Here is a 21,811-nt window from a genome sequence, read left to right as displayed (position 1 = left end):
CTGTCTGGGCGAGGCCGTCACCTGCCTCGGCTAGTCTGGCGGACCAGGCCATGCACGCACACCTTGGGGGAGGCGACGACGTGTCGGACGAGCGGACTCAGGCGATGGACACTCCCGTCCAGCAGGAACGGATCCTCTCCGGCCGCTACCGCGTCGACTCTCTCATCGGGCGCGGGGGGATGGCCAGCGTCTACCGCGGCTACGACCTGACCCTCGGACGCCTCGTCGCGATCAAGATCCTCCGCCGGGATCTCGCGAGCGACAACACCTTCCGCACCCGCTTCCGGCTCGAGGCGCAGGCGGCGAGCCGCATGTCGCACCCGTCGATCGTCCGCGTGTACGACGCCGGCGAGGATCTCGAGGACGATGGCACGGGCGGCACGAGGCACACGCCGTTCATCGTCATGGAGCTCGTCCACGGCCGACTCCTGAAGGAGCTCATCGCCGACGGTCCCATGCCCGCGGACGACGCCGCGCGGTACGTCGACGGGATCCTCGAGGCGCTCGAGTACTCGCATCGCGCGGGCGTGATCCATCGCGACATCAAGCCCGCCAATGTCATGGTGACCGACGACGGCCAGGTCAAGGTCATGGACTTCGGCATCGCGCGCGCCGTGAGCGACACCTCGGCCACGGTCGCCGAGACGACGACGATCCTCGGCACCGCCGCCTACTTCTCTCCCGAGCAGGCGAAGGGCGAGCAGGTCGACGTGCGCGCCGACATCTACTCGACCGGCGTCGTGCTCTACGAGCTGCTGACGGGCCGCCCGCCGTTCCGCGGAGATTCGCCCGTGTCCGTCGCATACCAGCACGTGCGCGAGGCGCCCATCCCGCCGACGAAGGTCGCCGCCAGCGCGCCCCCGCAGCTCGATCCCATCGTCATGCGCGCGCTCGCGAAGGATCCCGCGCAGCGCTTCGCCGATGCGGCGACGTTCCGCGAGGAGCTCGACGCGGCCCTCGACGGCAAGAGCCCGTCACGCCGCCAGTTGGCGGCGCTCACCGACGAGCTGTACGGCGAACGGCAGCAGAAGCAGACCGAGACCGAGCACACCCTCACGCAGCTGTCGGCGGAGAACGGCATCGCCCGCACGCAGTCGGGCCCGCCCGTCGCGTGGGTGTGGGCCGCGATCGCCCTGCTCGTCGCGCTCGTGGCGGCCGTCGCATTCTGGGTCATCCGCACGGATCCGCTCGACCTGCGCGCCGCCGACACGGTCGACGTCGTCGATGTGACCGACATGAACTACAAGGGCGCAGCGGCCGCCCTCGAGGACGCCGGGCTCGTGCCCATCGAACGGTCCGAGCCGAGCGACACCGTCGCCGAGGACCTCGTGATCCGCACGGATCCGGCGCCGGGGACGTCGGTCATGAACGGCGCGACGGTCGAGGTCGTCGTCTCCGAGGGCCGGCTCACGTCGACGATCCCCGAGCTCGCCGGTCGCAGCGAGCAGCAGGCGCGCGACGCGATCTCGGGCACGGAGGGCCTGCACCTGGGCAGGGTGCTGCCCGTCAACGACCCCGACAGCGACGAGGGCACCGTGCTGAAGGCCGAGATCGACGGCGAGGAGATCGCGGAGGGCGACGAGGTGCTGCAGGGCGCCATGGTCGACCTCACGATCGCCACGGGCCGCGTGACGACGTCGAACCTCGAGGGCTTCACGCTCGACGCGGCGAGCGACCAGCTCGAGCGCCTGGGCCTCGCGCCCGAGACGCGCGAGGACGACACGTGCGAGGCGGAGGATCAGCCGATCGTCATCGCGCAGTCACCCGCGCCGGGTGACGTGCCCGTGCACTCCACCGTGACGCTCACCATCTGCTCGGGAGAGCCCGCAGCGGACGACGACAGCGGAGACGGCAACGGGAACGACGGGGGAACCGGCGGCGACAAGTCCGACGAGGGCAGGAAGGGCGAGTGATCGCCCGCGCTCACAGCAGCGCCGCGCCGACCGCCCGAGCCATCCCGACCGTCGCCTCGTCGGGGATGATCATCCCCGCCACCCACGGGAACGCGTGCCAGAAGAGCCCGTACAGGGCGGCCGCGAGCAGCACGAGCAGGGCGAGCAGCTTCACGGGCCACGGTCCGGGGAGGATCCGCCAGAGTCCTGCGTACATCAGCTCACGCTCTCCAGGGAGTCCGGCTCGCCCTCGGATCGCGGGGTGAACGATTCGAACACTCCGTAGCCGATGATGCGCTCGGCGAGCGAGAACTTGGGCGAGCAGCTGGTCAGGGTGATGTAGCGCGTGCCGTTCGACTCGACGTCGGGCATGCGAGGGACGTCGGCGAGCACATCGAGCTGCGACGGGACCACGTATTCGAGCGAGCGGTAGCGGTACGTGAACCAGCCCTCGGGGGCCTCGACCACGATCGCGTCGCCGATCTGCAGCGTCGAGATGTCGGCGAACGGCTTGCCGAAGGTCGTGCGATGCGCGGCGACGGCGAAGTTGCCGACCTCGCCCGGCATCTTCGACTCGGTGTACAGGCCGATGCCGATGTGGTCGAGCGTCACGGATCGCGTCGTGCCGCCCGCGATGTTGACCTTGTAGTCATCGCCCCAGCGCGGCACCCGCATGGTCGCGAAGACCTCGCCCTCTCCCGGGTGCTCGAGGGTCGGCGGCTCGTACCACTGCTCCCCCGTCGCGGGATCCTCCGTCACGGGCGGCGGCGCGATCTCGAGCCGCGACCATTCGTCGATCTGCTCGGCCCCGGCGAGGTTGTTCTGCTCGCCGATGATGAGGTCGCCGATCCAGAGCTGCCACGAGATGAACAGGAGGATCACGACCCCGACCGTGAGGAGGAGCTCGCCGAGCACGCTCGCGAAGGTGGCCCGGCGACGGACGCGGCGCGGGCGCGGCAGCGGTTTCGCCTCGATGCTCACGGTCACGAGCGTACCGGTCCCGCGGGTGTCCGTCGCGTCCGGACGGGGCCCTCCCGTAGACTGACGCACATGGCACGCAAGAAGAACGAGGACGACGACGACTTCACCCATGTCCCGGGTGAACCGCTGCCCAACCCCGTGTGGTTCCGGCCCGTCATGGTCGCGTTCTTCCTGCTGGGGCTCGCCTGGATCCTCGTGTTCTACCTCTCGAGCTCGCAGTTCCCCATCCCCGACATCGGGGCGTGGAACCTCGCGATCGGCGGCGGGCTCGCGTTCATCGGCCTCATCATGGCGACCCGCTGGCGATAGCCGCGCGCCTCATCACGTCCCTCGCCCCGTCCGGATCCGTTCCGGGCGGGGCGTTCTCGCGTGGCCCCGGCGGGGTGAATCACACCGTTGTGATTCATCCACAGCCGTGTCCCCAGGTGTGAATAACACGCGTGTGATTCTCCCCACCTGGGGATGGATCTGTGGATAACTCCGGGGACAACTGTCGATTTCCGGTGGAGAACGGGTGGACAGAGGGTGGAGAATCCGCTCATTCCCGTGGAGAACTCGCGCTCACCTGTGGAGAACGCAGCCCACCCTGTGGAGAGAGGTGTGGACGGCGCATCGGCGGGGCGGATCAGGTGAGGGTCGCGTATCCCGTCAGCGGCGGCACGAGGAAGGCCGCGACGATCACGGCGCCGACGAGGCAGAGCAGGCCGATCTGCCGGCCTCGCTGGTTCGGGCGCCGCGTGCGGGTGAGGATGAACCCGACGGCCGCGCCGACGACGAGGCCGCCGAGGTGCGCCTGCCAGGCGATGTTCATGCCGGGGATGAAGCCGATCACGAGGTTGATGCCGAGCACGACGTAGATGCCGGTCATGTTCGCGCCGAGGTGCCGGCCGACGACGAGCAGAGCGCCGAACAGGCCGAAGATCGCGCCGGAGGCACCGACGACGGGGGTCGAGAACGCGAGGAGCGCGACGGCGGCGGATCCGCCCGCGGCGCTCAGCAGGTAGGTCGTGAGGAAGCGCCAGGATCCGAGGATCGGCTCGAGCGACCGCCCCACCATCCACAGTGCGAGCATGTTGAGCCCGACGTGCCAGAACCCGGAGTGGACGAAGGCGGCCGTGAGGACACGCCATGGCTGGAAGGTGCCCGCCACGTCGGGGTAGAGATACGGCGGCCAGAACAGCAGCCAGGCCTGCACCTCGAGCCCCGGGACGACGCGCCCCAGGAGCTGCGCGAGATAGACGACGGCCGTGACGACGAACAGGGTCGTCATGACCCGGGTGCTGCTGGAGCCGAACGACACGGCCGTGCCGCCCGATCCGCGGCCCCAGCGGCGGGCTGCCCGCTTCTGCGCGGGCGTGCGGTTCTTCCGCTGCTCCTTCATGCACTCGGGGCAGATGAACCCCACCGAGGCCTGGGTCTGGCACTCGGGGCAGATCGTGCGGGTGCAGCGCTGGCACAGCACGAAGCTCTGCCGATCACGATGCCGGTAGCAGTAGTTGTCGGGGTTGTCGGTGTACGAGTTCGACGTCACTGCGGCGGGGATCCGATCTGGCAGAGCTTCGTGCGGAGCGCCGGGTCAGGCCTGCGCGATGTCGATCGTGCTGATCACGACGTCCTCGGCGGGGCGGTCGTTGGCGCCCGTCGGAACGGCGGCGATCGCGTCGACGACCTTCTTCGAGGCGTCGTCGGCGACGGCGCCGAAGATCGTGTGCTTGCCCTGCAGCCACGGCGTCGGATCGGTCGTGATGAAGAACTGCGAGCCGTTCGTGCCGCTCATCTTGCCCGTGATGGCGTTGGGGCGCTTGCCCGCGTTCGCCATGGCGAGGATGTAGGGCTCGTTGAAGTTCAGCTCGGGGTGGATCTCGTCGTCGAACGCGTAGCCCGGGCCGCCGATGCCCTGACCGAGCGGGTCGCCGCCCTGGATCATGAATCCGGGGATGATGCGGTGGAAGACGACGTCCTTGTAGAGGGGGCCGTCGCCCTTCGCGTTCGTGCGGGGATCCTGCCACTCCTTCTCGCCCGTGGCGAGGCCGACGAAGTTCTCGACGGTGGCGGGCGCGTGGTCGCCGTACAGGTTGATGACGATGTCGCCGTGATTCGTGTGGACGGTGGCGACGGCCGTGTGCTGAGTCATGGGTCCATTCTCGCAGAGAACCCCGGTTCCCTCGCCGGTATCCGGGGCGCCGTGGCAGGATGGGGGTAAGTACCGACTCAGCGGGAGGGCACACACGTGAGCGTCAGCCTCAGCAGGAAGCGCAAGAAGGAGCTCCGCAGGCTCCAGGGCACCGCCAACCGAGTGCTGGAAGCCCAGCGCGAGGTCGCCGCGGAGGCCGCCGATGTGGCCCGCGCGGCCGGTCGCCAGCTCAGTGCGATCAATCAGGAGGTGCTCGCGCCGGAGGCGCGCAGGAAGTACCACGAGTACCTCGAGCCCTACGTCGAGCGCGCGCAGCCCTATGTCGAGTCGGGCTACCGCAAGGGCAAGAAGTTCTTCGACGGCCGCGTGATCCCGGCCGCCGGCGGCGTGATCGGCCGCGCGATCGGCGCGTACGACGCGACGGCCGAGAAGCTCGGCAAGCGGACGATCGTCGTCGAGCCGCCGAAGAAGAAGTCCAGCGCGGGCGCCGTCATCGCCGCCGTGCTCGGCATCGCGGCCGCCGTCGGCATCTTCGTCGTGGCATGGAAGACTCTCAGCGCCGAGGACGAGCTCTGGGTCGCCGACGAGGCCGTCGCCGCCCCGGACGCGTAGACATCACGAGACGGGGTGCGCAGGCCTTTCGGTCCGCGCACCCCTTTTCGCTGTCCGTGCCCCGGTGGACACCGCAGGAGGAGACATGACCGACGACCCCACGCGCCGAGTGCGCGAGGCCGCCGACGCGCGCGGCCTCGAGATCGAGATCCGGGAGTCTCCGCGCGCCGGATCCCTCGAGGAAGCGGCCGCGCAGCGCGGCATCGCCCCTTCCGACATCGTCAAGACCCTCGTCGTGAAGGGGAAGGGCGACCAGTACTGCTTCGCCCTCGTGCCCGGCGACAGGGCGATCTCGTGGGCGAAGCTGCGCGCCGTCGTCGGCGTGAACCGGCTGCGCCTTCCCGAGCCGGAGCTGGCGCTCGCGGCGACCGGGTACGAGCGCGGCACGATCGTTCCCCTCGGCTCGACCACCGACTGGCCCGTATATGCCGATGAGCGCATGCGCGGCAAGCGGATCTCGATGGGCGCGGGCGCCCACGACCATGCCCTCTACGTCGACGCCGATGCGCTCCTCGCGGCGTACGGCGCGACGGTCGCCGACATCACGGACCCGATCGACGGCATCCGCGGGGCCCTCCCGAAGGAGTGAGGGTCACCGGCGCGCCGGCACCTCCACGCCCACCTCGTCGGAGACGAGCTCGAAATCGCGCGGGTTGAGCGTCGCCAATCGCGCCCCGAGCGCGTACGCGTGCCCGGCGATCAGGATGTCCTTGCTCCGCGCGTGGGAGGGCCTCCGGCTCGCGATCCGGGCGGCGAGCGTCGCATATCCGTCGCCCGCGGTGCGATCGAACGGCAGCCAGTCCACGCCGAGCGCGTCGTCGAGTTCGGCCAGGTATCGCCGCCGTTCGCGTCGGACCGTCGGATCCGTCGCGACGGCGACGCCGAAGCTCAGTTCGGCGTAGGAGATCGCGCTGACCGCGATGTCGTCGTCGGGGATCTCCACCTCGGGGAGCGCGATGAGCACCGACGTGTCAAGCAGGATCACGACGCCGCCACGGATCCTCCGGCTGATCGTCATCGCGATCGCGGTGAAGCTCCTCGGCCCATCCGCCGGGGGCGGGGCCGATCGCGCCGAGCCGCGCGCGCACCTCGCTCGCCGGGCGCGCGCGCACACGGAGGCGATGGCTCACCAGCGCGTCGACCGCCGCGGCCTCGATGCCGCTCGGCGACACCGAATCGGCCAGGACCCGGCGCGCCTCGGCCTCCATCGACCGGCCCTGCTGCGCCGCACGGGCCTTCAGCCGCGCGACGACATCGTCGGGCAGATTCCTCACCGTGATCGTCGACATGCGGGCCCCCTCTGCTGTCATGATGCTAGCACTGCGCGCTCCCCCGTCACACCCTCCCGGTCTCGTACGCCCACATCGCCGCCTCGACGCGGTTGCGGAGGCCGAGCTTGGTGAGGATCCCGCCGATGTGGGTCTTGACCGTGCCGAGCGAGACGTACAGCTCGTCGCAGATCTCGGTGTTGGTGAGGCCGCGCGCGAGCAGGCGCAGCACCTCCTCCTCACGCGGCGAGAGCGGCTCGACGGGCTCGCGAGGCCGTGGATCCCGCCTCGCGAACGTCTCGAGCAGCCGCGTCGTGACGCGCGGCGAGATGAGCGCGTCGCCCGCCGCCGCCGCGCGCACCGCCTCGCCCAGCAGCCGCGGTCCCGCGTCCTTCAGGAGGAAGCCCTTCGCCCCGGCGCGCAGGGCGCCGTGCACGTACTCGTCGAGGTCGAACGTCGTCACGACGACGACCGCGATCGGATCCGCGACGCCCGGTCCCGCGAGGGCTCGGGTCGCCTCGATGCCGTCGATCCGCGGCATGCGGATGTCCATGAGCACGACGTCGGGCCGCAGCCGCCGCGCGAGGTCGACCGCCGCGCGACCGTCGGCGGCCTCGCCCGCGACCTCGAAGCCCTGCGTCTCGAGCAGCACCCGCAGCCCCGAGCGCACGGCGGGCTGGTCGTCGGCGATGAGCACGCGCGTCATCCGACTCCTCCCCTCGGCAGCACGCCCCGGACGCGCCAGCCGCCCTCCGGCTCCGGCCCCGCGGCGAGGGATCCGCCGAGGAGCGTCGCGCGCTCGGTCATGCCGAGGATCCCGTATCCCTCCGTCATCCGGAACGGCGCGGATCCGTCGTCGCGCACCTCGACGATGACGTCGCCCGATTCCTCGCGGACGGCGACGTCGATCGCCGTCGCGCCGCGCGCGTGACGGCGGGCGTTCGTCACTGCTTCCTGCGCGATGCGGAACGCGGCCTGCGCGAGGACGTCGGGGATCGCGCCGGCATCGACGCGCACCCGCACGGCGGGCGGGCCGTCCGCGGCGAGCGCGACGAGGGCGTCGATTCCCGGTGTCGGCGCAAGCGGCGCGGCATCGAGCTCCTGGCCGCGCACGAAATCGACGCTCGCCGGAGGAGCCGACGCCCGCGCTCCATCGCGCGCGATCGACGTGCCTGCGCGGTCCGTTCGCGGAACGGTTCGCGACGTCTCCCCGCGCGATCCTGCGTCCCGGCGCAGCATGCGCACGAGGGATCTCATGTCGCCCAGGGCGGCCTGCGCCCCCCTCTCGATCTCGGCGAGGGAGTCTGCGGCGCGATCCGGATCCGCGGGGAGCAGCGCGCGCGCCGCCTGCGCGTGGACGACGACGGCCGACACGTGGTGCGCGACCGTGTCGTGCAGGTCGCGCGCGAGGGACTCACGCTCCCGGGCGCGGATCGCGTCGCGCTCGCGCCCGCGCGCCATGACGCGCTCCCGGCGCAGCGCGCCCGCCAGGCATGTGCCGCCGACGAACGCGACGCCGGCGACGGCGCCGGGGATCCCCTCGCCCCCGAGCGCGGTCGAGAGGGTGAGCCCGGCGAACAGCACCAGCCCGCCGATGATGCGGGCGCGGCCGGATCCCCAGCGGAACAGCGCATACGGGAAGACGATCGCGACGAACATGCTCGCGAGCGCGTTCTGCCCGGCGCCCGCCGCGGCGGCGGCGAGTGCGAAGCCCGCGGCGACGAGCGCGACGGCGACGACGATCGGCAGCGGGTGGCGCCGCCGCCACGGCAGACCGAGGGCGAAGAGGATCGTCACGGCGGCCGTGGGGACGGGCCACGCGAGGTCGGAGCGGAGCGCCGTCTCCACGACGGCGGCCGCCGCGACGATGCCGACGAGCACGACGTCCCGCCGCCGGGGGCCGGCTGCGGGAGCGGAGGGTGCGCCCCAGGCGGCGCGGATCCGCGCGCGGACGCCCAGCGCGCCCTCTCCGCCGGCCGCATCCGCTCCCATGCTCGACACGCTACTCATACCCCCACCGCCGTGGTGCGGCGCGACGGGATCCGTCGCCGGATGACGACCTCTGCGACGAACAGGTTGAGGATCCACCCGGCGTCCATCTGCAGCAGGCGCGCGAGTTCGTCGGGCGGCCCGAACGCGAGGATGAACGGCATCGAGGTGAGCACCTGCGTGCCCGCTCCCATCGCGAGCGCGTAGGCGCGGATCATCCACGCACCGTGCTCGGGGAGGCGGCGGCGGGCGATGTTCGCGACGCCCAACGCGAGGAAGGCGAGGGTGAGGATTCCGACGATCCAGCGCGAGATCGCGAGCCCGAGGCCGTCGACGGGCGGCATCGTGTAGACGGCGTTCATCCAGAGGCCGGATCCCGCGACGACGACGCCCGCGGGCACGAGCAGGAATCGTCCCGCGAACATATGCCAGCGCGTGCGGCGACGCCGCATGGTCGGGAGGAACTGGAACGCGCCGACGAGTGAGAAGACGAGCGCCGCGACGATGTGCAGCACGATCGGCACGGGATCGTCGACGAAGCGCGCCGTCTCGGGGGTGGACACGCCGCCGGCGATGCTGCCGAGCCGCGCGGATCCCGCGGCGACGGGCACGAGCGCGAGCAGGATGAGGCCGGCGGCGAGCGCCCACTCGCGGGCGGGAACACGGGGCTGTGCGGAGGACATGCCACGATCCTGCGGCAGGCGCCCCCGCGCCCGCGTCGGCCGGATGGCCGGTTCTCAGCGCACGGCGACCCAGCTGGCGACGACGTCGGCGAGCATCGCCCTCGCGTGCGATGCGGTCGGCTCCGCGAGGATGTCGCGGTCGAAGAGATAGCCGAAGGTGTGCTGGTTCGCGACCTGGAACACGCAGTACGAGCTGATGAGCATGTGCAGGTCGAAAGCGTCGATGTCATCACGGAACGTTCCCTCGGCGCGCCCGCGGACGAGGATCCGTTCGAGGGTGTCGACGGCGGGCTGGCCGAGCTCCCGCAGCGAGTCGATCTGCTTGAGGAACTCGCCGCGGTGGATGTTCTCGATCATGACCAGGCGGATGAACTCGCTGTGCCGCACGTGGTGGTCGTAGGTCGCGACGGCGATCGCACGCAGCGCATCGAGCGGTGCGAGGCCCGCGACGTCGATGCGGCTCTCCGCCTCGCGGATCCCCCGGTAGGCCCGTTCGAGCACTGCGATGTACAGCTGCTCCTTGCCGCCGAAGTAGTAGTAGATCATCCGCTTCGTCGTGCGCGTGCGCGCGGCGATCTCGTCGACGCGGGCGCCCGAGTAGCCGACGTCGGCGAACACCTCGCTCGCGACGTCGAGCAGCTCGCGCCGCGTGCGCTCGGCATCGCGTGCGCGGGGGGCGTCGTCCGTGTCGCTCGTCATGCCGTCTCCTCGTTCCGGACGCCCGCGTCGCGCGCGCCTCCCCAACATCGTACGGATCCGTGCGGCGCCGGACGCGGACCCCTCGTCCGCGCCCGGCGCGCCGCGATCAGCCCGCTGTGGCGCGGATCGCCTCGAAGACGGCGAGCGAGTCTCCCTCGAGGTTGCCCTCGAACCACGCGACGGCCTGCTCCTGGAAGGCGTCGATGTCGACGTCCTCGACGACGGTCCACTCGTCGCCGTCCTTCCACTCCTGGATCTTCTCCGCCTCGGCGTCGGCGACGCACGCGGTCACCTGCGTGATCGCGTCGTCGACGGCGCCCTGGAGCACCTCCTGCTGCTCGGCATCGAGCTCGTTCCACACCTCGCCGACGATGATGAGGTTGGTGTTGAGCGCGTGAGCCGACAGGCTGAGGTGGCTCTGCACCTCCTGCAGGTTGAGGGCGTCGATGTTGGTGATGGGGTTCTCCTGGCCGTCGACCGTGCCCTGCTGCAGCGCGAGGTAGAGCTCCTCGTAGGCGACTTCGGTCGCGGCCGCGCCGAGCGCCTGCGCGTTGAGCAGGAACTGCGGCGATCCGGGGAATCGCATGCGCATCCCCGCGAGGTCCGCCGGCCCCGTGATCGGCGCGTTCGCGGTGAACTGGCGCGCCCCCGCCGACCAGGCGCCGATCACGCTCACGCCCGAGGCGTCGGCGAAGTCGGCGGCGACCTGCTGGCCCTCCTCGCTCGTCATGAAGGCCTGGAGGTGCTCGGGTCCGTCGAAGGCGTAGGCGGCGTCGAGGACCGAGATCGGCTCGTACACGGCGCCGAGCGCCGACGCGCCCTGCAGGTCGATGTCGATGTCGCCTGAGGCGACCGCTGCGATACGGTCGGCATCGCCGCCGAGCTGACTCGACGGGAAGACCTCGACGGCGAGGCCCACATCGGCCGCCTCGACGTCCTCCTTGATGCCATCGACGCCGCACGTGTGCTGCGGCTGATCCTCGTTGTAGCTCGTCGCGAAGGTCAGTTCGACATCGCCGCCCTCGCCGGTCGCGGCCCCGTCATCGGCACCGCTGCAGCCCGCGAGCGCCAGTGCCGGCGCCGCGACCAGAGCGACCCACGCTGCTCGCTTGGTTCGTGCATTCATTGTCCGTCTTCCTCTCGTTCTGCCCGGATCACGCCGGGGAGGCCGCCTCGGCGGCGACCAGGTCCTGCAGGTCTCGTGTCATGGCGGCGCGGTCCGCGCGCACGCCCGTGAAGATCTCGAAGGCGTCGGCCGCCTGGCCCATCGCCATCCCGAGCCCCGACATCGTGCGCAGCCCGCAGGCACGCGCCGCGATCAGCAGCGCGGTGTCCGTCGGCCGATAGACGATGTCGGCGACCCACGCGTCGGCCGGGAGCCTCGCGGGATCGAACGCCATGCCCGGGTGTGCGGCCATGCCGAACGGGGTCGCGTTGACGACGCCGCTCGCCGCGGCGAGCAGACGCGGCAGCTCCGCGGATCCGGCCCCGCGGACGGATCCGCCGGCGCGCGGGCCCAGCTGGCGCGCGAGGGCCTCGGCGCGGCCCGCGTCGACGTCCGCGATCACGAGGTCCGCGATCCGCCGCTCGTCGAGGGCCGTCGCGACGGCGCTGCCCGCGCCGCCCGCGCCGACGAGCACGACGAGCCCGTGCTCTTCGTCGCCGAAGGCCGCGTCGAATGCGGATCCGAAGCCCGTCACGTCCGTGTTGTGGCCGATCATCCTCTCGCCCGCGAACCGCACGGTGTTGACCGCGCCCACGCGGGCGGCGCCGGGCGCGAGCTCGTCGAGGAGCGGGACGATCGCCTGCTTGGCGGGGTGGGTGACGTTGAGCCCGTCGAAGCCGAGGGCGCGCGCCGACCGCAGCAACGGGCGGAGGTGCTCGGGTGCCGCGTGCGCGGGGTCGATGTCGATCGTGCGGTACACGTAGCTCATGCCGTGGCGCGCGCCCTCGAGCTCGTGCATCGGCGGGGTGAGCGACGGGCCCACCCCCTGGCCGACGAGGCCGACGAGGATCGACCGCGGCGAGCGCGGCAGGCGGGTCGGTGCGGCGTTCACAGCCCGAGCACCCCCGGGAGCCAGGCGACGATGCCGGGGAAGAGCACTGCGAGCAGCACGATGACGATGTACGGGATGAGGAACGGCAGGGTTCCGCGGAACACCTCGCCGATGCGGGTGCGCGACACGGACGCCGTGACGAAGAGCACGGTGCCGACGGGCGGCGTGAGCAGGCCGATCATGAGCGACACGATCGCGATGACGCCGAGCGTGATCGGGTCGACCCCGTACGTGTTCGCGATCGGGATGAGGATCGGGACGATCAGGACGAGCACGGCGGTCGCGTCGATGACGGTGCCGAGCACGAGGCACAGGACCACGACGAGCAGCAGGAACACTGTCGGGTCGTCGCTGATCGCGAACATCGCCTCCGTCATGAGCTGCGGGAGCCGCTCGCGGGCGAGGATGTACCCCAGCAGCGACGCCGACGCGACGATGAGCATGATCGCCGCCGTCGTGAGGGCCGTCTCCTTGAGCGCCTCCATCAGGCCGCGCCACGTGAGCGAGCGCTGCACGACCCCGATGATGAGGATGTAGACGACGGCGACCGCCGCGGCCTCGGTCGGGGTGAAGACGCCCCCGAGGATCCCGCCGAGGATGATCACGGGCGTGATGAGCGGCAGGATCACTCCCTTCAGCGACGCGAGCACCTCGCGCCCGTCGAAGGTGCCGCGCTGGATCCTCGGATTGCGCGCGACGAGCACGGCCACGACGATCACGAGGCCGATCGCCATCGCGATGGCGGGGATGACCGATGCCGCGAAGAGCGCGCCGGTCGACACGGCGGCGAGCCCCGAGTAGATGACGGCGGGGATCGACGGCGGCATGACGGGGGCGATGAGCGACGACGAGGCCGAGACGCCCGTCGCGAAGCGCCGGCCGTACCCCTCGCGGATCATCTGCGGGATCTGCACCTTGCCGAGCGCGGCCGCATCGGCCACGGCCGATCCGCTCATCCAGCTGAACCCGACGCTCGTCCCGATCGAGACGTAGCCGAGGGATCCGCGCACGCGGGCGAGGACGGCGAGCGCGAAGCGGAAGAGCCGGTCGGCGATCCCCGCGCGATTGGCGAGGGATCCCAGCAGCACGAACAGCGGGACGGCCAGCATCGGGAAGCTGTCGGCGGCGTTGAAGACCTCGCGCAGCGCGTTGCCGACCGATTGGCCGCCGATCCACATGTACAGGATCGAGGGGCCGAGGAAGGCGAAGGCGACAGGCACCCGGATGATGAGGAGCACCGCGATGGCGATGCCGAGCAGTGCGAGCATCATGCGACGACCTCCTCGTCGTCGACGTCCGCGAGGAGCGGGCCGCGCGCCGCGACGTACCCGGCGAGCGCGAGCGAACGGATCGCGGTCGAGCACACGCCGACGAGGAGCGGGACGTACACCCACGACATCGGGATGCGCAGGACCGACGAGCGGATGATCCCCTGCGTCCGGATGAGCTCGGCCGCCTCGAAGACGAGGAGCACGGCGATCACGGCGACGATCACGAGCGAGACCGCCTGCACGATGCGCACCGCCATCGGGCTCCTGAGCCCGTCGACGATCTCGAGGGCGATGTGGCCGCGGGTCGTGATGAGCACGCCGGCGACGGAGAAGGTCAGCCAGACGAGGCAGAAGCGCGAGATCTCGCCTGTCCAGGCGATCTGTGCGATCGGCAGGTACCGCTGCACGGCCTGGAAGAACACGAGTGCGAGGATCACGACGAGGCAGGTCGCGCCGATGGCGATCTCGATCGCGGTGATGACGCGGACGGCGCGGCGCCAGGCGGGTGCGCGCCCCGGTGGGGGTGTGTCGGACATGGGACATCCTTGTCGGTCCATGCGAGCAGGTCGAGAACTAACGTACCAGGTAGTACATTGAGCGCGCAAGGGGATCCGCGCCCGCGTCGATCCCGGCTACGCGGCCAGCAGCGCCGCGAGGCGGCGCACGGCGAAGTCGTAGCCCTGGATCCCCGCGCCCGCGATGACGCACGCGGCGAGCGCGCTCAGGTGCGAGTGGTGCCGGAACGGCTCGCGCGCGTAGACGTTCGAGATGTGCACCTCGGCGAACGGCAGGGCGACGCCCTCGAGGGCGTCGCGGATCGCGATCGACGTGTGCGTGTAGGCGCCGGCGTTGATGACGATTCCGTCGCAGTCGTGCCGCGCCGCGTGGATCGCGTCGATGAGTGCCCCCTCGGAGTTCGACTGCACACAGCGCGCGTCGAACCCGACGTCGCGCGCGGCGTCGGTCGCGACCCGCTCGACGTCGGCGAGCGTGTCGGTGCCGTACACCTCGGGCCGGCGCGTGCCGAGCAGGTTGAGGTTCGGGCCGTTGACGACCAGGACTCGCTTGTGCATGTATGCCTCCTACGCCACCTGCCGCTGCGCGGACAAGCGTACCGGGGCGTTCGGCGCGCCGTAGCCGTCGTATCCGCCGCGCCGCTCGACGATCTCGAGGAACAGCCCGCCGAAGGTCGGCGTGTAGAAGTGGATGAACTCGCCGTCGCCGTCGCGGTCGTAGAGCAGCCCGAGCTCCTTCAGGGCGCCGAGCACGTCGTCGTCGAGCGCGAAGCGCGCCTGGACGTCGTCGTAGTAGTTGGCGGGGATCGGCAGGAACCGCAGGCCGCGCTCTTGCGCACCCCGCGCCACGGCGATCGCATCGTCGACGCGCACCGCGATGTGCCGATGCGGCACGGGCGCCGTCGGCGGGGCGAGGTTCATGGGCAGGCGCACGACACCGTCACGCGAGCGCATCACCTGGCTGCGCACGAGCCCGCGCGGCCCCGGCACGTCGGCGGGCGGCTCCGCGCCGAGGCCGACGACGCTCGACATGAACAGCACCGCCTCGTCGAACTCCTGCCATGGGTACGAGACGTTGACGTGGTCGATCGTGCCCGCGAAGGCGGCGCGCGCCTCGCCGCCGGAGAACTCGCGGATCCACGATTCCTCGGGGTCGCGGTCGTTCCAGTACACCTCGGTGCCGTCGGGCGAGGCGACGGCGCGCAGCTCGACCTCGCCGCGATAGGTGCGGCGGAACACCGGATCCGCGCCGAGCGCGGACGCGCGGGCCGCGGCGGAGCGCGCGTCGTCGACCGTGAGCCCGAGAGCCGACAGTCGCGGCGCGGCGGCGCGCACCTGCTCGTTGAGGATGATCCGCGCCGTGCCCGCCGACCACAGCCGGACGGGCTTCGACTGGTGCAGGCCGCGGAAGGCGAAGCCGAGCTGCCCGAGGAGCTGGTCGATCTCGTGCAGATCGGATCCCGCGACCTCGACGAAGTCGACGCCTCGCGCCTCCTTCGGCGCGGGGATCCGCGGCTCGGACCAGCCGTTCGCGGCCGCCGTGCGGTCAGCGAGCCAGGTCAGCGACCGGCGCGCGTGGGCGGCCGTGCGCACGACGTCGGTCTGGCGGAACGTGTCGTTGAACACCTCGAGCGACAGCGGGCCCGTGTATCCCGCGCGGAGGACGTGCCCGAGGAAGCCCGTCAGGTCGAAGTCGCCCTCGCCCGGGAACAGGCGATGGTGACGGCTCCACTGGAGGACGTCCATGTCGAGGGCGGGCGCGTCCGCGAGCTGCAGGAAGAGGATCTTCTCGCCGGGGATCCGCTCGATGTCCGCGGGGTCGTGCCCGCGGCTGAGGATGTGGAAGCTGTCGAGGCAGATCCCGAGGTTGGGCCGGTCGGCCCGCTCGACGAGGCGCCAGGCGTCACGGTAGTCGTCGACGTGCCGGCCCCATGCGAGCGCCTCGTATGCCACGCGGATCCCGCGCTCGGCCGCGAGGTCGGCGAACGCGCCGAGCTGGCGGACGAGGACATCCTCGTCGCCCGTCGTGGCGGTGCCGGCGTTGCTGCACAGCAGCATGAGGTCGGTGCCGAGGCGCTCCATGACGTCGAACTTCGCGCTCGCGCGGCGCAGGTTGTCGGCGAACGTCGTGTCGTCGACGCCCTCCGCGTCGCGGAACGGCTGGAACATCTCGATCCGCAGCCCGAGCCGGTCGCAGAGCGCGCGGATCTCCTCGGGAGACTCGGGAGCCGCGACGAGGTCGGCGTCCATGATCTCGACGCCGTCGAAACCCGCGACCGCGCAGGCGTGGAGCTTCTCGACGAGCCCGCCCGACAGGCACACCGTCGCCACTGACGTGTTCATGCTATTAACGTACCAGATCGTACATTTTACGCGATCCCCGATCGATGCGCCCGCGCGGTACCTTATGGATACGCCGAGATTCCCTTCGGCCGCTCCTTCCAGCGTCCTTGTGCACGCTGTCGACGACGACAGAAAGGGCATCGCATGGATTCCGTGATCCTCCTGGTCATCGGACTCGCGATCTTCGCAGCCGGTTATCTCGTCTACTCGAAGTACCTCGGGAAGCGGGTGCTGCAGCTCGATCCCGCCTTCCGCACCCCCGCCCACGAGAAGAACGACGGCATCGATCACGTGCCGACGAACAAGTTCGTGCTCTGGGGCCACCACTTCACGTCCGTCGCGGGCGCCGCCCCGATCGTCGGGCCCGCGATCGCGGTGATCTGGGGCTGGCTCCCCGCCGTGCTCTGGGTCACGATCGGCACCGTCTTCTTCGCCGGCATGCACGACCTCGGCGCCCTCTGGGCGTCCGAGCGCAACAAGGGCCGGTCGATCGGCGCCCTCGCGGCGCGGTACATCGGGCGCCGCGGCTCGTACGCGTTCCTCGTCGTCATCGCGCTGCTGCTGCTCATGGTGATCGCCGCCTTCGCCGTCGTCATCAAGGATCTGCTGATCGGCAACCCGTCCGCCGTCATCCCCGCGTGGGGCGCCGTGCCCGTCGCGATCCTCATCGGCCTCGCGGTGTACAAGCTGCGCTGGAACCTCCTCGCGGTCACGATCGTCGGCGTCGTCGCTCTCTACGCGCTCATCGTCATCGGCGACCAGATGCCGATCGTGCTGCCCGACCCGATCCTCGGCATGAGCCCCGCGACGTTCTGGATCATCATCCTGTTCCTGTACGCGGGCATCGCCTCGCTCCTCCCCGTGTGGCTGCTGCTGCAGCCGCGCGACTACATCAACGGCGTGCAGCTGTTCGTGGGGCTCGCGATCCTGTTCGTCGGGACGATCATCGCGGGCCTCGTCTTCGGCAACGGCTTCGTCGCGCCCGCGATCAACACCGCGGTCCCCGAGGGCACGCCCGCCATCTGGCCGCTGCTGTTCGTCACGATCGCGTGCGGCGCGATCAGCGGCTTCCACGGCGCCGTCGCGAGCGGCACGACGTCGAAGCAGCTCGACAAGGAGACCGACGCCCGCTTCGTCGGGTACTTCGGCGCCGTCGGCGAGGGCATGCTCGCCCTCGGATCCATCATCGCGACGACCGCCGGGATCCAGTCGGTCGCTCGCTGGGAGGAGATCTACAGCGCGTTCGGCCAGGGCGGCGTCGGCGCCTTCGTCGAGGGCGGCGGCAACATCATCGAGATGGGCCTCGGCCTGCCGCAGTCGCTGTCGGCGACCGTGCTCGCGACGATGGCCGTGCTGTTCGCCGCGACGACGATGGACACGGGCGTGCGTCTGCTGCGATTCGTCTTCCAGGAGGCGGCCGAGGTCATCGGCTTCAAGATGAACAACATCATCGGCACGATCGTCGTGCTCATCGTCTGCCTCGCGCTCGTCTTCAGCCAGGGCGTCGACGGATCCGGCGGGCTCACGATCTGGCCGCTGTTCGGGACGACGAACCAGCTGCTCGCCTCGCTCACGCTCATCATCGTGTCGATCATGCTGATCCGGAAGCGCCGCAACGCGTTCGTGGCGATCATCCCGCTCGTGATCGTGTTCGTGGCGGCGTTCTGGGCCGCGATCGTGCAGGTCGGGACGTTCTGGAACGGCGGCGTCGAGACCAACTGGCTGCTGCTGGTGCTCGACCTGGTCATCATCGTCGCGACGATCTGGGTCGGCATCGAGGGCGTCGTCGCGATGCGCCGCGCCGCGTCGGAGCCGGAGGAGGCGGAGGACTCCGACCTCGTGGACCACGTGACGACGACGATCCCGACGTCGAGGTAGGCGCCATGTCCCCGTCGCGCTGGGCGGCCTTCCAGGTGGGGCTGAACGACTTCTATGCGGGCCCGTACCGCAGGACGTTCGGCCGGGCCCAGCGCGACGAGGACGACCACTTCATGCTCGTCGTGCTCGCCGAGTCTCTCGGCGTGCCCGACCCGGCCGCCTACTACACGGCCGAGCTGATGCCGGCCGTGTACGACGACTTCCACGCGTGGCACCAGCGCGCAGGGATGGAGCGCTCGCCCTTGGACCACATCTCGTGCTGCTGAACGACGTCGCGTCCCACCGCGCCGTGTTCGTGGGCGGCAAGGGCGGTGTCGGCAAGACGTCCGTCGCGTCGTCGCTCGCGCTCGCCTGCGCCCGGCGCGGGTCCCGCGTGCTCGTCGTCTCGACGGATCCGGCCCACAACCTCGGGCACCTGTGGGAGTGCGCGATCGGCGACGACGTCGTTCCCCTCTGGGAGGGCGCCGGCCGCGTCGACGGCGTCGAGATCGATCCGGCCCGCACGGTCGACCGGCACCTCGCCGCCGTGTCGGAGACGATGACGCGGCTCCTGCCCGATCGCCTGCACGCGGCCGCCCGCGAGCACCTCAACTCGGCGCGCGACGCACCGGGGACACACGAGTCTGCCGTGCTCGAGCGCGTGGCGGAGGCGCTCGAGATGGGGCTCGACCGGTACGACCTCGTCGTGTTCGACACGGCGCCCTCGGGCCACACTCTGCACCTGCTCGCGATGCCCGAGCGGATGACGGGCTGGACCGAGAAGCTGCTCGCGAACCGCGACCGCTCCGAGCGCTTCGGCGTCGCCTACGGCGCGCTCGGCGGAACGAAGGACACGTCGGATCGGGACGCCGAGCTGCGGCGGATGCTCCTGCGGCGGAAGGCGCGCTTCTCGCTCATGCGCGACAGCTTGCGGGATCCGGCCCGCACGGGCTTCCTGCTCGTGACCGTCGCGGAGCCGATGCCGATCGCGGAGAGCCGCGAGGTCGCCGCGCAGCTCGCGACCCTCGGGATCCCGCTCGTCGGCGTCGTCGCGAACCGCCTCTCCCCCGCCGGACTCATGCCGGCGCGCGCCGCCCGCGAGGACGAGCTGCTGGTGGACCTCGACCTCGGCGCCCCCGTCACGCGGATCCCCCTCGTCGACGAACTCGTCGGCCTGCCGGCCCTCGAGCGGATCGCGGGGGCGCTGGCGGGACCTGATTCCGTCCGGTGACAGTGTCGCCTGGCTAGCCGAGACCGCGCGGGCGATCCGACGATGCCTCTGCATCTGAGCCGATACCCCACCTGATCCGAATCGCCAGGACATACGCCCAGCTCACGACGAAGCCGGCGGCGCCCGCCCAGACGAGCGCTGCGGGGATCGCACCCTTGGCGGCGAGAACGCCGACGACGACCAGCACCGTCGTGATCGCCAGGACGACGACCGCGGGACCCGCCCCGTTGCGGCGCCTCCGGATCCGCCATGTCTCGACGATGGCGACGATCGCAGCCACGAACGCGATCGTCCCTACGACGCCATGTCCGAAGTGCAGGGCACAGGCCCACCCGCCGACCGCACCGATGGCCAGCGCGAGCGCATTGAGAACATATGCGGGAGAGGGCATCTGAACAGTCCGATCTCTCAGCAGGCGGACAGGCACCTGCGGAGACCATCGCCGACTTCCGCCTGCACTCTCAGACACGATGAGTACGCGCCTCCTGCTCCCGCCGATCCCATCGATCGAAAAGCGGTTTCAACGCCACATAACCGGCTCCGGCGATCGCTCCTGCCGTGCACGCTCCCGCCCACTCCTCAAAGAAGACGATCAGGAGCACGCTGATCAGCGCCACGGAGATGGCGAAGTCGACCGTCACCCGCACAAAACGGAGTCGAGGCGGCACCGTCTTCATCACCGCCGAACCCAGCGCACTCGCCAGGATGAAGGCCGGCATGATCCACAGCAGATGGAGCACCGACCATCCAGTGGTGCCGGCTCGCGGAGGACCACCCCATGGAACGAGCCATCCGACGATGACGCCCAGAACAACCGGGCTCGCACCGACGAGAATCGCGCCGCCGATCCAGAGCCCGATGATCGGAGCTCCCACCAGACGATGAGACGTCATGGACGCTCCTCTGTCAGACGGCGAAGGTCACGATCCACTGCGCGATGAGCCTAGCGTGATCATAGGGGACGCCGTTGTGCCACAGCAGCATCGTGATCGGGTACTCTGCGACCTCCTCGATCGCGTCGAGGACGTTGAGAACTTTTCCTGCGTACGGCTTGACCGCCTTCGGAAGCAGGTCGTACCCATACTTCAACGCATACTTGATCGCCTTCAGCGCCAGGCCGCCGAGACCCATCGGCCGGATCGAGTTCGGGTCAGCCTGCGCAGCAGCGTAGGCCGCTGCCTCCTTGTCACCGGCAGCACGGGCATTCCGTTCGATGACGCGCCACTGCGCGTGGGTGAACGTCGCGGTCATTGCCGCCGTGCTGGTCACACCATTCGTCGTGGTGGACAACGGTTCCGCAGCGGACGCAGGCACAACCATCGTCCCAACGGACAGTGACGCGATGACGATGCCTCCCGAGATAGACAGAAGCGACTTCTTCATACCCTTTTCTCCTTGACCCCTGACTCATCGCCGTGATTTCGACGAACAGTGCTGAATGCGACACGCGTGAACGCCAGTCACGCTATAAGCGTCGAGAGGTCCTGAGAATGAAGTTGCGACGAAGGTTTGACCCGACTCATCCAAAAGTCGCAGACGCCTCTCAGATCGTGACGATGCCCGCCCGGGCGGCGCGGAGGGTGACCTGCACCCGGTCCTTTACGTTCCACTTGGACATCACCGCGCCCAGGTGCGTCTTCACGGTCGCCTCGGTGATGTGCAGGTCGCGCGCGATGTCTCCGTTGGACATGCCCGACGCGACACGGGTCACGACGTCGCGCTGTCGGTCGGTGAGGCGCTCGGCCTCGGTCAGCGGCTCGCGCGCGTGGTCCGGATCGGAGTCGATGCCGCGCGCCGATGCGACCAGCTGCCCAGTGGCGACGTCGCCGAATGCGTATCCTCCGGCGTGCACCGTCCGCACGGCGTCGACGATCTCGTCCGGCGCCGCATCCTTCACGACGTATCCCTGCGCCCCCGCATGCACAGCGGACAGCACCGCCTTCCGGGATCCGAAGGTCGTCACGCACACGCATCTCACGCTCGGCATCGTCGAACGGATCTCCGCGGTCGCGGACGCACCGTCCTGGTGCGGCATCCGGAGGTCGATCAGCGCCACATCGGGTGCGAGAGACCGTGTCATCGCGACGGCCTCTCGGCCGTCCGTGGCCTCGCCGACGACCTCCACCTCACCGCTGCTCTCGAGATAGGTGCGGAGCGACCGGCGCACCAGACTTTCGTCGTCGGCGATGAGCACTCGGATCTTCGACACCCGTTCAGTCTACGAATCGGCGCCGCCAACGGCCGACGGTAGGCTCGCCGCGACACCACCGCCACCAGTG

The 21,811-nt window shown here is 70.4% G+C and carries 27 protein-coding genes; 7 read left to right on the top strand and 20 right to left on the bottom strand.

Features of this window, described 5'->3' with window-relative positions; translation table 11 throughout:
- Positions 1-50 precede the first annotated feature (50 nt).
- Complete coding sequence (pknB, locus tag GB932_RS15145; protein ID WP_306769966.1) at positions 51-1,913, top strand: Stk1 family PASTA domain-containing Ser/Thr kinase; 1,863 nt, start codon at positions 51-53, stop codon at positions 1,911-1,913.
- A gap of 10 nt (positions 1,914-1,923) precedes the next feature.
- On the opposite strand, the gene GB932_RS15140 is transcribed toward pknB, so the two are convergent.
- The gene (locus GB932_RS15140) at positions 1,924-2,109 is read right to left on the bottom strand and encodes a hypothetical protein (protein WP_156761511.1); all 186 of its coding nucleotides are present in this window, start codon (positions 2,107-2,109) and stop codon (positions 1,924-1,926) included.
- Positions 2,109-2,873, bottom strand: a complete 765-nt coding sequence (locus GB932_RS15135; protein ID WP_231916236.1) for a class E sortase — start codon at positions 2,871-2,873, stop codon at positions 2,109-2,111. Before GB932_RS15135 ends, GB932_RS15140 begins: the two co-directional genes overlap by 1 nt.
- Before the next feature lie 69 nt (positions 2,874-2,942).
- Between GB932_RS15135 and GB932_RS15130 the strand changes: the two genes are divergently transcribed.
- The gene (locus GB932_RS15130; RefSeq protein WP_156761509.1) at positions 2,943-3,182 is read left to right on the top strand and encodes a cell division protein CrgA; all 240 of its coding nucleotides are present in this window, start codon (positions 2,943-2,945) and stop codon (positions 3,180-3,182) included.
- 316 nt (positions 3,183-3,498) lie between these two features.
- On the opposite strand, the gene GB932_RS15125 is transcribed toward GB932_RS15130, so the two are convergent.
- Together GB932_RS15125 and GB932_RS15120 are read right to left on the bottom strand one after the other, a co-directional pair.
- Entirely contained in the window at positions 3,499-4,404 is a 906-nt protein-coding gene (locus GB932_RS15125) for a rhomboid family intramembrane serine protease (RefSeq protein WP_156761508.1), read from the bottom strand.
- A 45-nt stretch (positions 4,405-4,449) separates the two neighbouring features.
- Entirely contained in the window at positions 4,450-5,007 is a 558-nt protein-coding gene (locus GB932_RS15120; protein ID WP_156761507.1) for a peptidylprolyl isomerase, read from the bottom strand.
- 96 nt (positions 5,008-5,103) lie between these two features.
- Here GB932_RS15120 and GB932_RS15115 point away from each other — a divergent pair, with 96 nt between their 5' ends.
- Together GB932_RS15115 and GB932_RS15110 are read left to right on the top strand one after the other, a co-directional pair.
- Complete coding sequence (locus GB932_RS15115) at positions 5,104-5,619, top strand: DNA helicase (protein ID WP_156761506.1); 516 nt, start codon at positions 5,104-5,106, stop codon at positions 5,617-5,619.
- A gap of 85 nt (positions 5,620-5,704) precedes the next feature.
- Positions 5,705-6,208: an aminoacyl-tRNA deacylase gene (locus GB932_RS15110; protein ID WP_156761505.1), complete on the top strand. Its 504-nt coding sequence runs from the start codon at positions 5,705-5,707 to the stop codon at positions 6,206-6,208.
- Positions 6,209-6,211: 3 nt separating this feature from the next.
- On the opposite strand, the gene GB932_RS15105 is transcribed toward GB932_RS15110, so the two are convergent.
- The 12 genes from GB932_RS15105 to GB932_RS15050 form a co-directional block, all read right to left on the bottom strand.
- Complete coding sequence (locus tag GB932_RS15105; protein ID WP_156761504.1) at positions 6,212-6,604, bottom strand: PIN domain-containing protein; 393 nt, start codon at positions 6,602-6,604, stop codon at positions 6,212-6,214.
- Positions 6,591-6,908, bottom strand: coding sequence for a FitA-like ribbon-helix-helix domain-containing protein (locus GB932_RS15100; RefSeq protein ID WP_197517512.1), 318 nt, complete (start codon positions 6,906-6,908; stop codon positions 6,591-6,593). The genes GB932_RS15105 and GB932_RS15100 overlap by 14 nt, the downstream gene beginning before the upstream one ends.
- Before the next feature lie 46 nt (positions 6,909-6,954).
- Positions 6,955-7,593, bottom strand: a complete 639-nt coding sequence (locus tag GB932_RS15095) for a response regulator (RefSeq protein ID WP_156761503.1) — start codon at positions 7,591-7,593, stop codon at positions 6,955-6,957.
- A complete protein-coding gene (locus tag GB932_RS15090; RefSeq protein WP_197517511.1) occupies positions 7,590-8,879 on the bottom strand; it encodes a sensor histidine kinase in 1,290 nt (429 codons plus the stop codon). Before GB932_RS15090 ends, GB932_RS15095 begins: the two co-directional genes overlap by 4 nt.
- A gap of 14 nt (positions 8,880-8,893) precedes the next feature.
- A complete protein-coding gene (locus GB932_RS15085) occupies positions 8,894-9,559 on the bottom strand; it encodes a DUF2306 domain-containing protein (RefSeq protein ID WP_156761501.1) in 666 nt (221 codons plus the stop codon).
- Positions 9,560-9,613: 54 nt separating this feature from the next.
- Positions 9,614-10,258, bottom strand: a complete 645-nt coding sequence (locus GB932_RS15080) for a TetR/AcrR family transcriptional regulator (RefSeq protein ID WP_156761500.1) — start codon at positions 10,256-10,258, stop codon at positions 9,614-9,616.
- A gap of 106 nt (positions 10,259-10,364) precedes the next feature.
- A complete protein-coding gene (gene dctP, locus GB932_RS15075; protein ID WP_156761499.1) occupies positions 10,365-11,384 on the bottom strand; it encodes a TRAP transporter substrate-binding protein DctP in 1,020 nt (339 codons plus the stop codon).
- 28 nt (positions 11,385-11,412) lie between these two features.
- Entirely contained in the window at positions 11,413-12,315 is a 903-nt protein-coding gene (locus GB932_RS15070) for a shikimate dehydrogenase (protein WP_231916235.1), read from the bottom strand.
- Entirely contained in the window at positions 12,312-13,586 is a 1,275-nt protein-coding gene (locus GB932_RS15065; RefSeq protein ID WP_156761498.1) for a TRAP transporter large permease, read from the bottom strand. The genes GB932_RS15070 and GB932_RS15065 overlap by 4 nt, the downstream gene beginning before the upstream one ends.
- A complete protein-coding gene (locus tag GB932_RS15060; RefSeq protein ID WP_197517510.1) occupies positions 13,583-14,122 on the bottom strand; it encodes a TRAP transporter small permease in 540 nt (179 codons plus the stop codon). The genes GB932_RS15065 and GB932_RS15060 overlap by 4 nt, the downstream gene beginning before the upstream one ends.
- Before the next feature lie 96 nt (positions 14,123-14,218).
- Positions 14,219-14,659 (bottom strand): type II 3-dehydroquinate dehydratase, encoded by a 441-nt coding sequence (gene aroQ / locus GB932_RS15055; RefSeq protein ID WP_156761496.1) that lies wholly within the window; start codon positions 14,657-14,659, stop codon positions 14,219-14,221.
- Positions 14,660-14,668: 9 nt separating this feature from the next.
- Complete coding sequence (locus GB932_RS15050; RefSeq protein WP_156761495.1) at positions 14,669-16,444, bottom strand: sugar phosphate isomerase/epimerase and 4-hydroxyphenylpyruvate domain-containing protein; 1,776 nt, start codon at positions 16,442-16,444, stop codon at positions 14,669-14,671.
- Positions 16,445-16,588: 144 nt separating this feature from the next.
- On the opposite strand from GB932_RS15050, the gene GB932_RS15045 reads away from it, so the two are divergent.
- From GB932_RS15045 to GB932_RS15035, 3 genes are read left to right on the top strand one after another with little or no spacing between them, the layout of a single operon-like run.
- On the top strand, positions 16,589-18,322 hold the full coding sequence (locus GB932_RS15045; protein WP_156761494.1) for a carbon starvation CstA family protein: 1,734 nt from the start codon (positions 16,589-16,591) through the stop codon (positions 18,320-18,322).
- 5 nt (positions 18,323-18,327) lie between these two features.
- Positions 18,328-18,588, top strand: a complete 261-nt coding sequence (locus tag GB932_RS15040; protein WP_156761493.1) for a cory-CC-star protein — start codon at positions 18,328-18,330, stop codon at positions 18,586-18,588.
- Positions 18,579-19,532, top strand: coding sequence for an ArsA family ATPase (locus GB932_RS15035; protein WP_156761492.1), 954 nt, complete (start codon positions 18,579-18,581; stop codon positions 19,530-19,532). The genes GB932_RS15040 and GB932_RS15035 overlap by 10 nt, the downstream gene beginning before the upstream one ends.
- Before the next feature lie 13 nt (positions 19,533-19,545).
- On the opposite strand, the gene GB932_RS15030 is transcribed toward GB932_RS15035, so the two are convergent.
- From GB932_RS15030 to GB932_RS15015, 4 genes are all read right to left on the bottom strand, one after another.
- Entirely contained in the window at positions 19,546-19,923 is a 378-nt protein-coding gene (locus tag GB932_RS15030) for a hypothetical protein (protein ID WP_156761491.1), read from the bottom strand.
- A 70-nt stretch (positions 19,924-19,993) separates the two neighbouring features.
- The gene (locus GB932_RS15025) at positions 19,994-20,425 is read right to left on the bottom strand and encodes a hypothetical protein (protein ID WP_156761490.1); all 432 of its coding nucleotides are present in this window, start codon (positions 20,423-20,425) and stop codon (positions 19,994-19,996) included.
- Positions 20,426-20,438: 13 nt separating this feature from the next.
- Positions 20,439-20,915, bottom strand: coding sequence for a hypothetical protein (locus GB932_RS15020; RefSeq protein WP_156761489.1), 477 nt, complete (start codon positions 20,913-20,915; stop codon positions 20,439-20,441).
- Positions 20,916-21,075: 160 nt separating this feature from the next.
- Positions 21,076-21,741 carry a response regulator gene (locus GB932_RS15015; RefSeq protein ID WP_156761488.1) on the bottom strand — a complete coding sequence of 222 codons (666 nt, stop codon included), beginning with the start codon at positions 21,739-21,741 and terminating at the stop codon, positions 21,076-21,078.
- Between the last annotated feature and the right edge of the window lie 70 nt (positions 21,742-21,811).

Source organism: Microbacterium karelineae (genome assembly GCF_009745985.1).
Taxonomy (GTDB): Bacteria; Actinomycetota; Actinomycetes; order Actinomycetales; family Microbacteriaceae; genus Microbacterium; species Microbacterium karelineae.
This window is presented reverse-complemented; position numbering and strand designations above follow the sequence as displayed.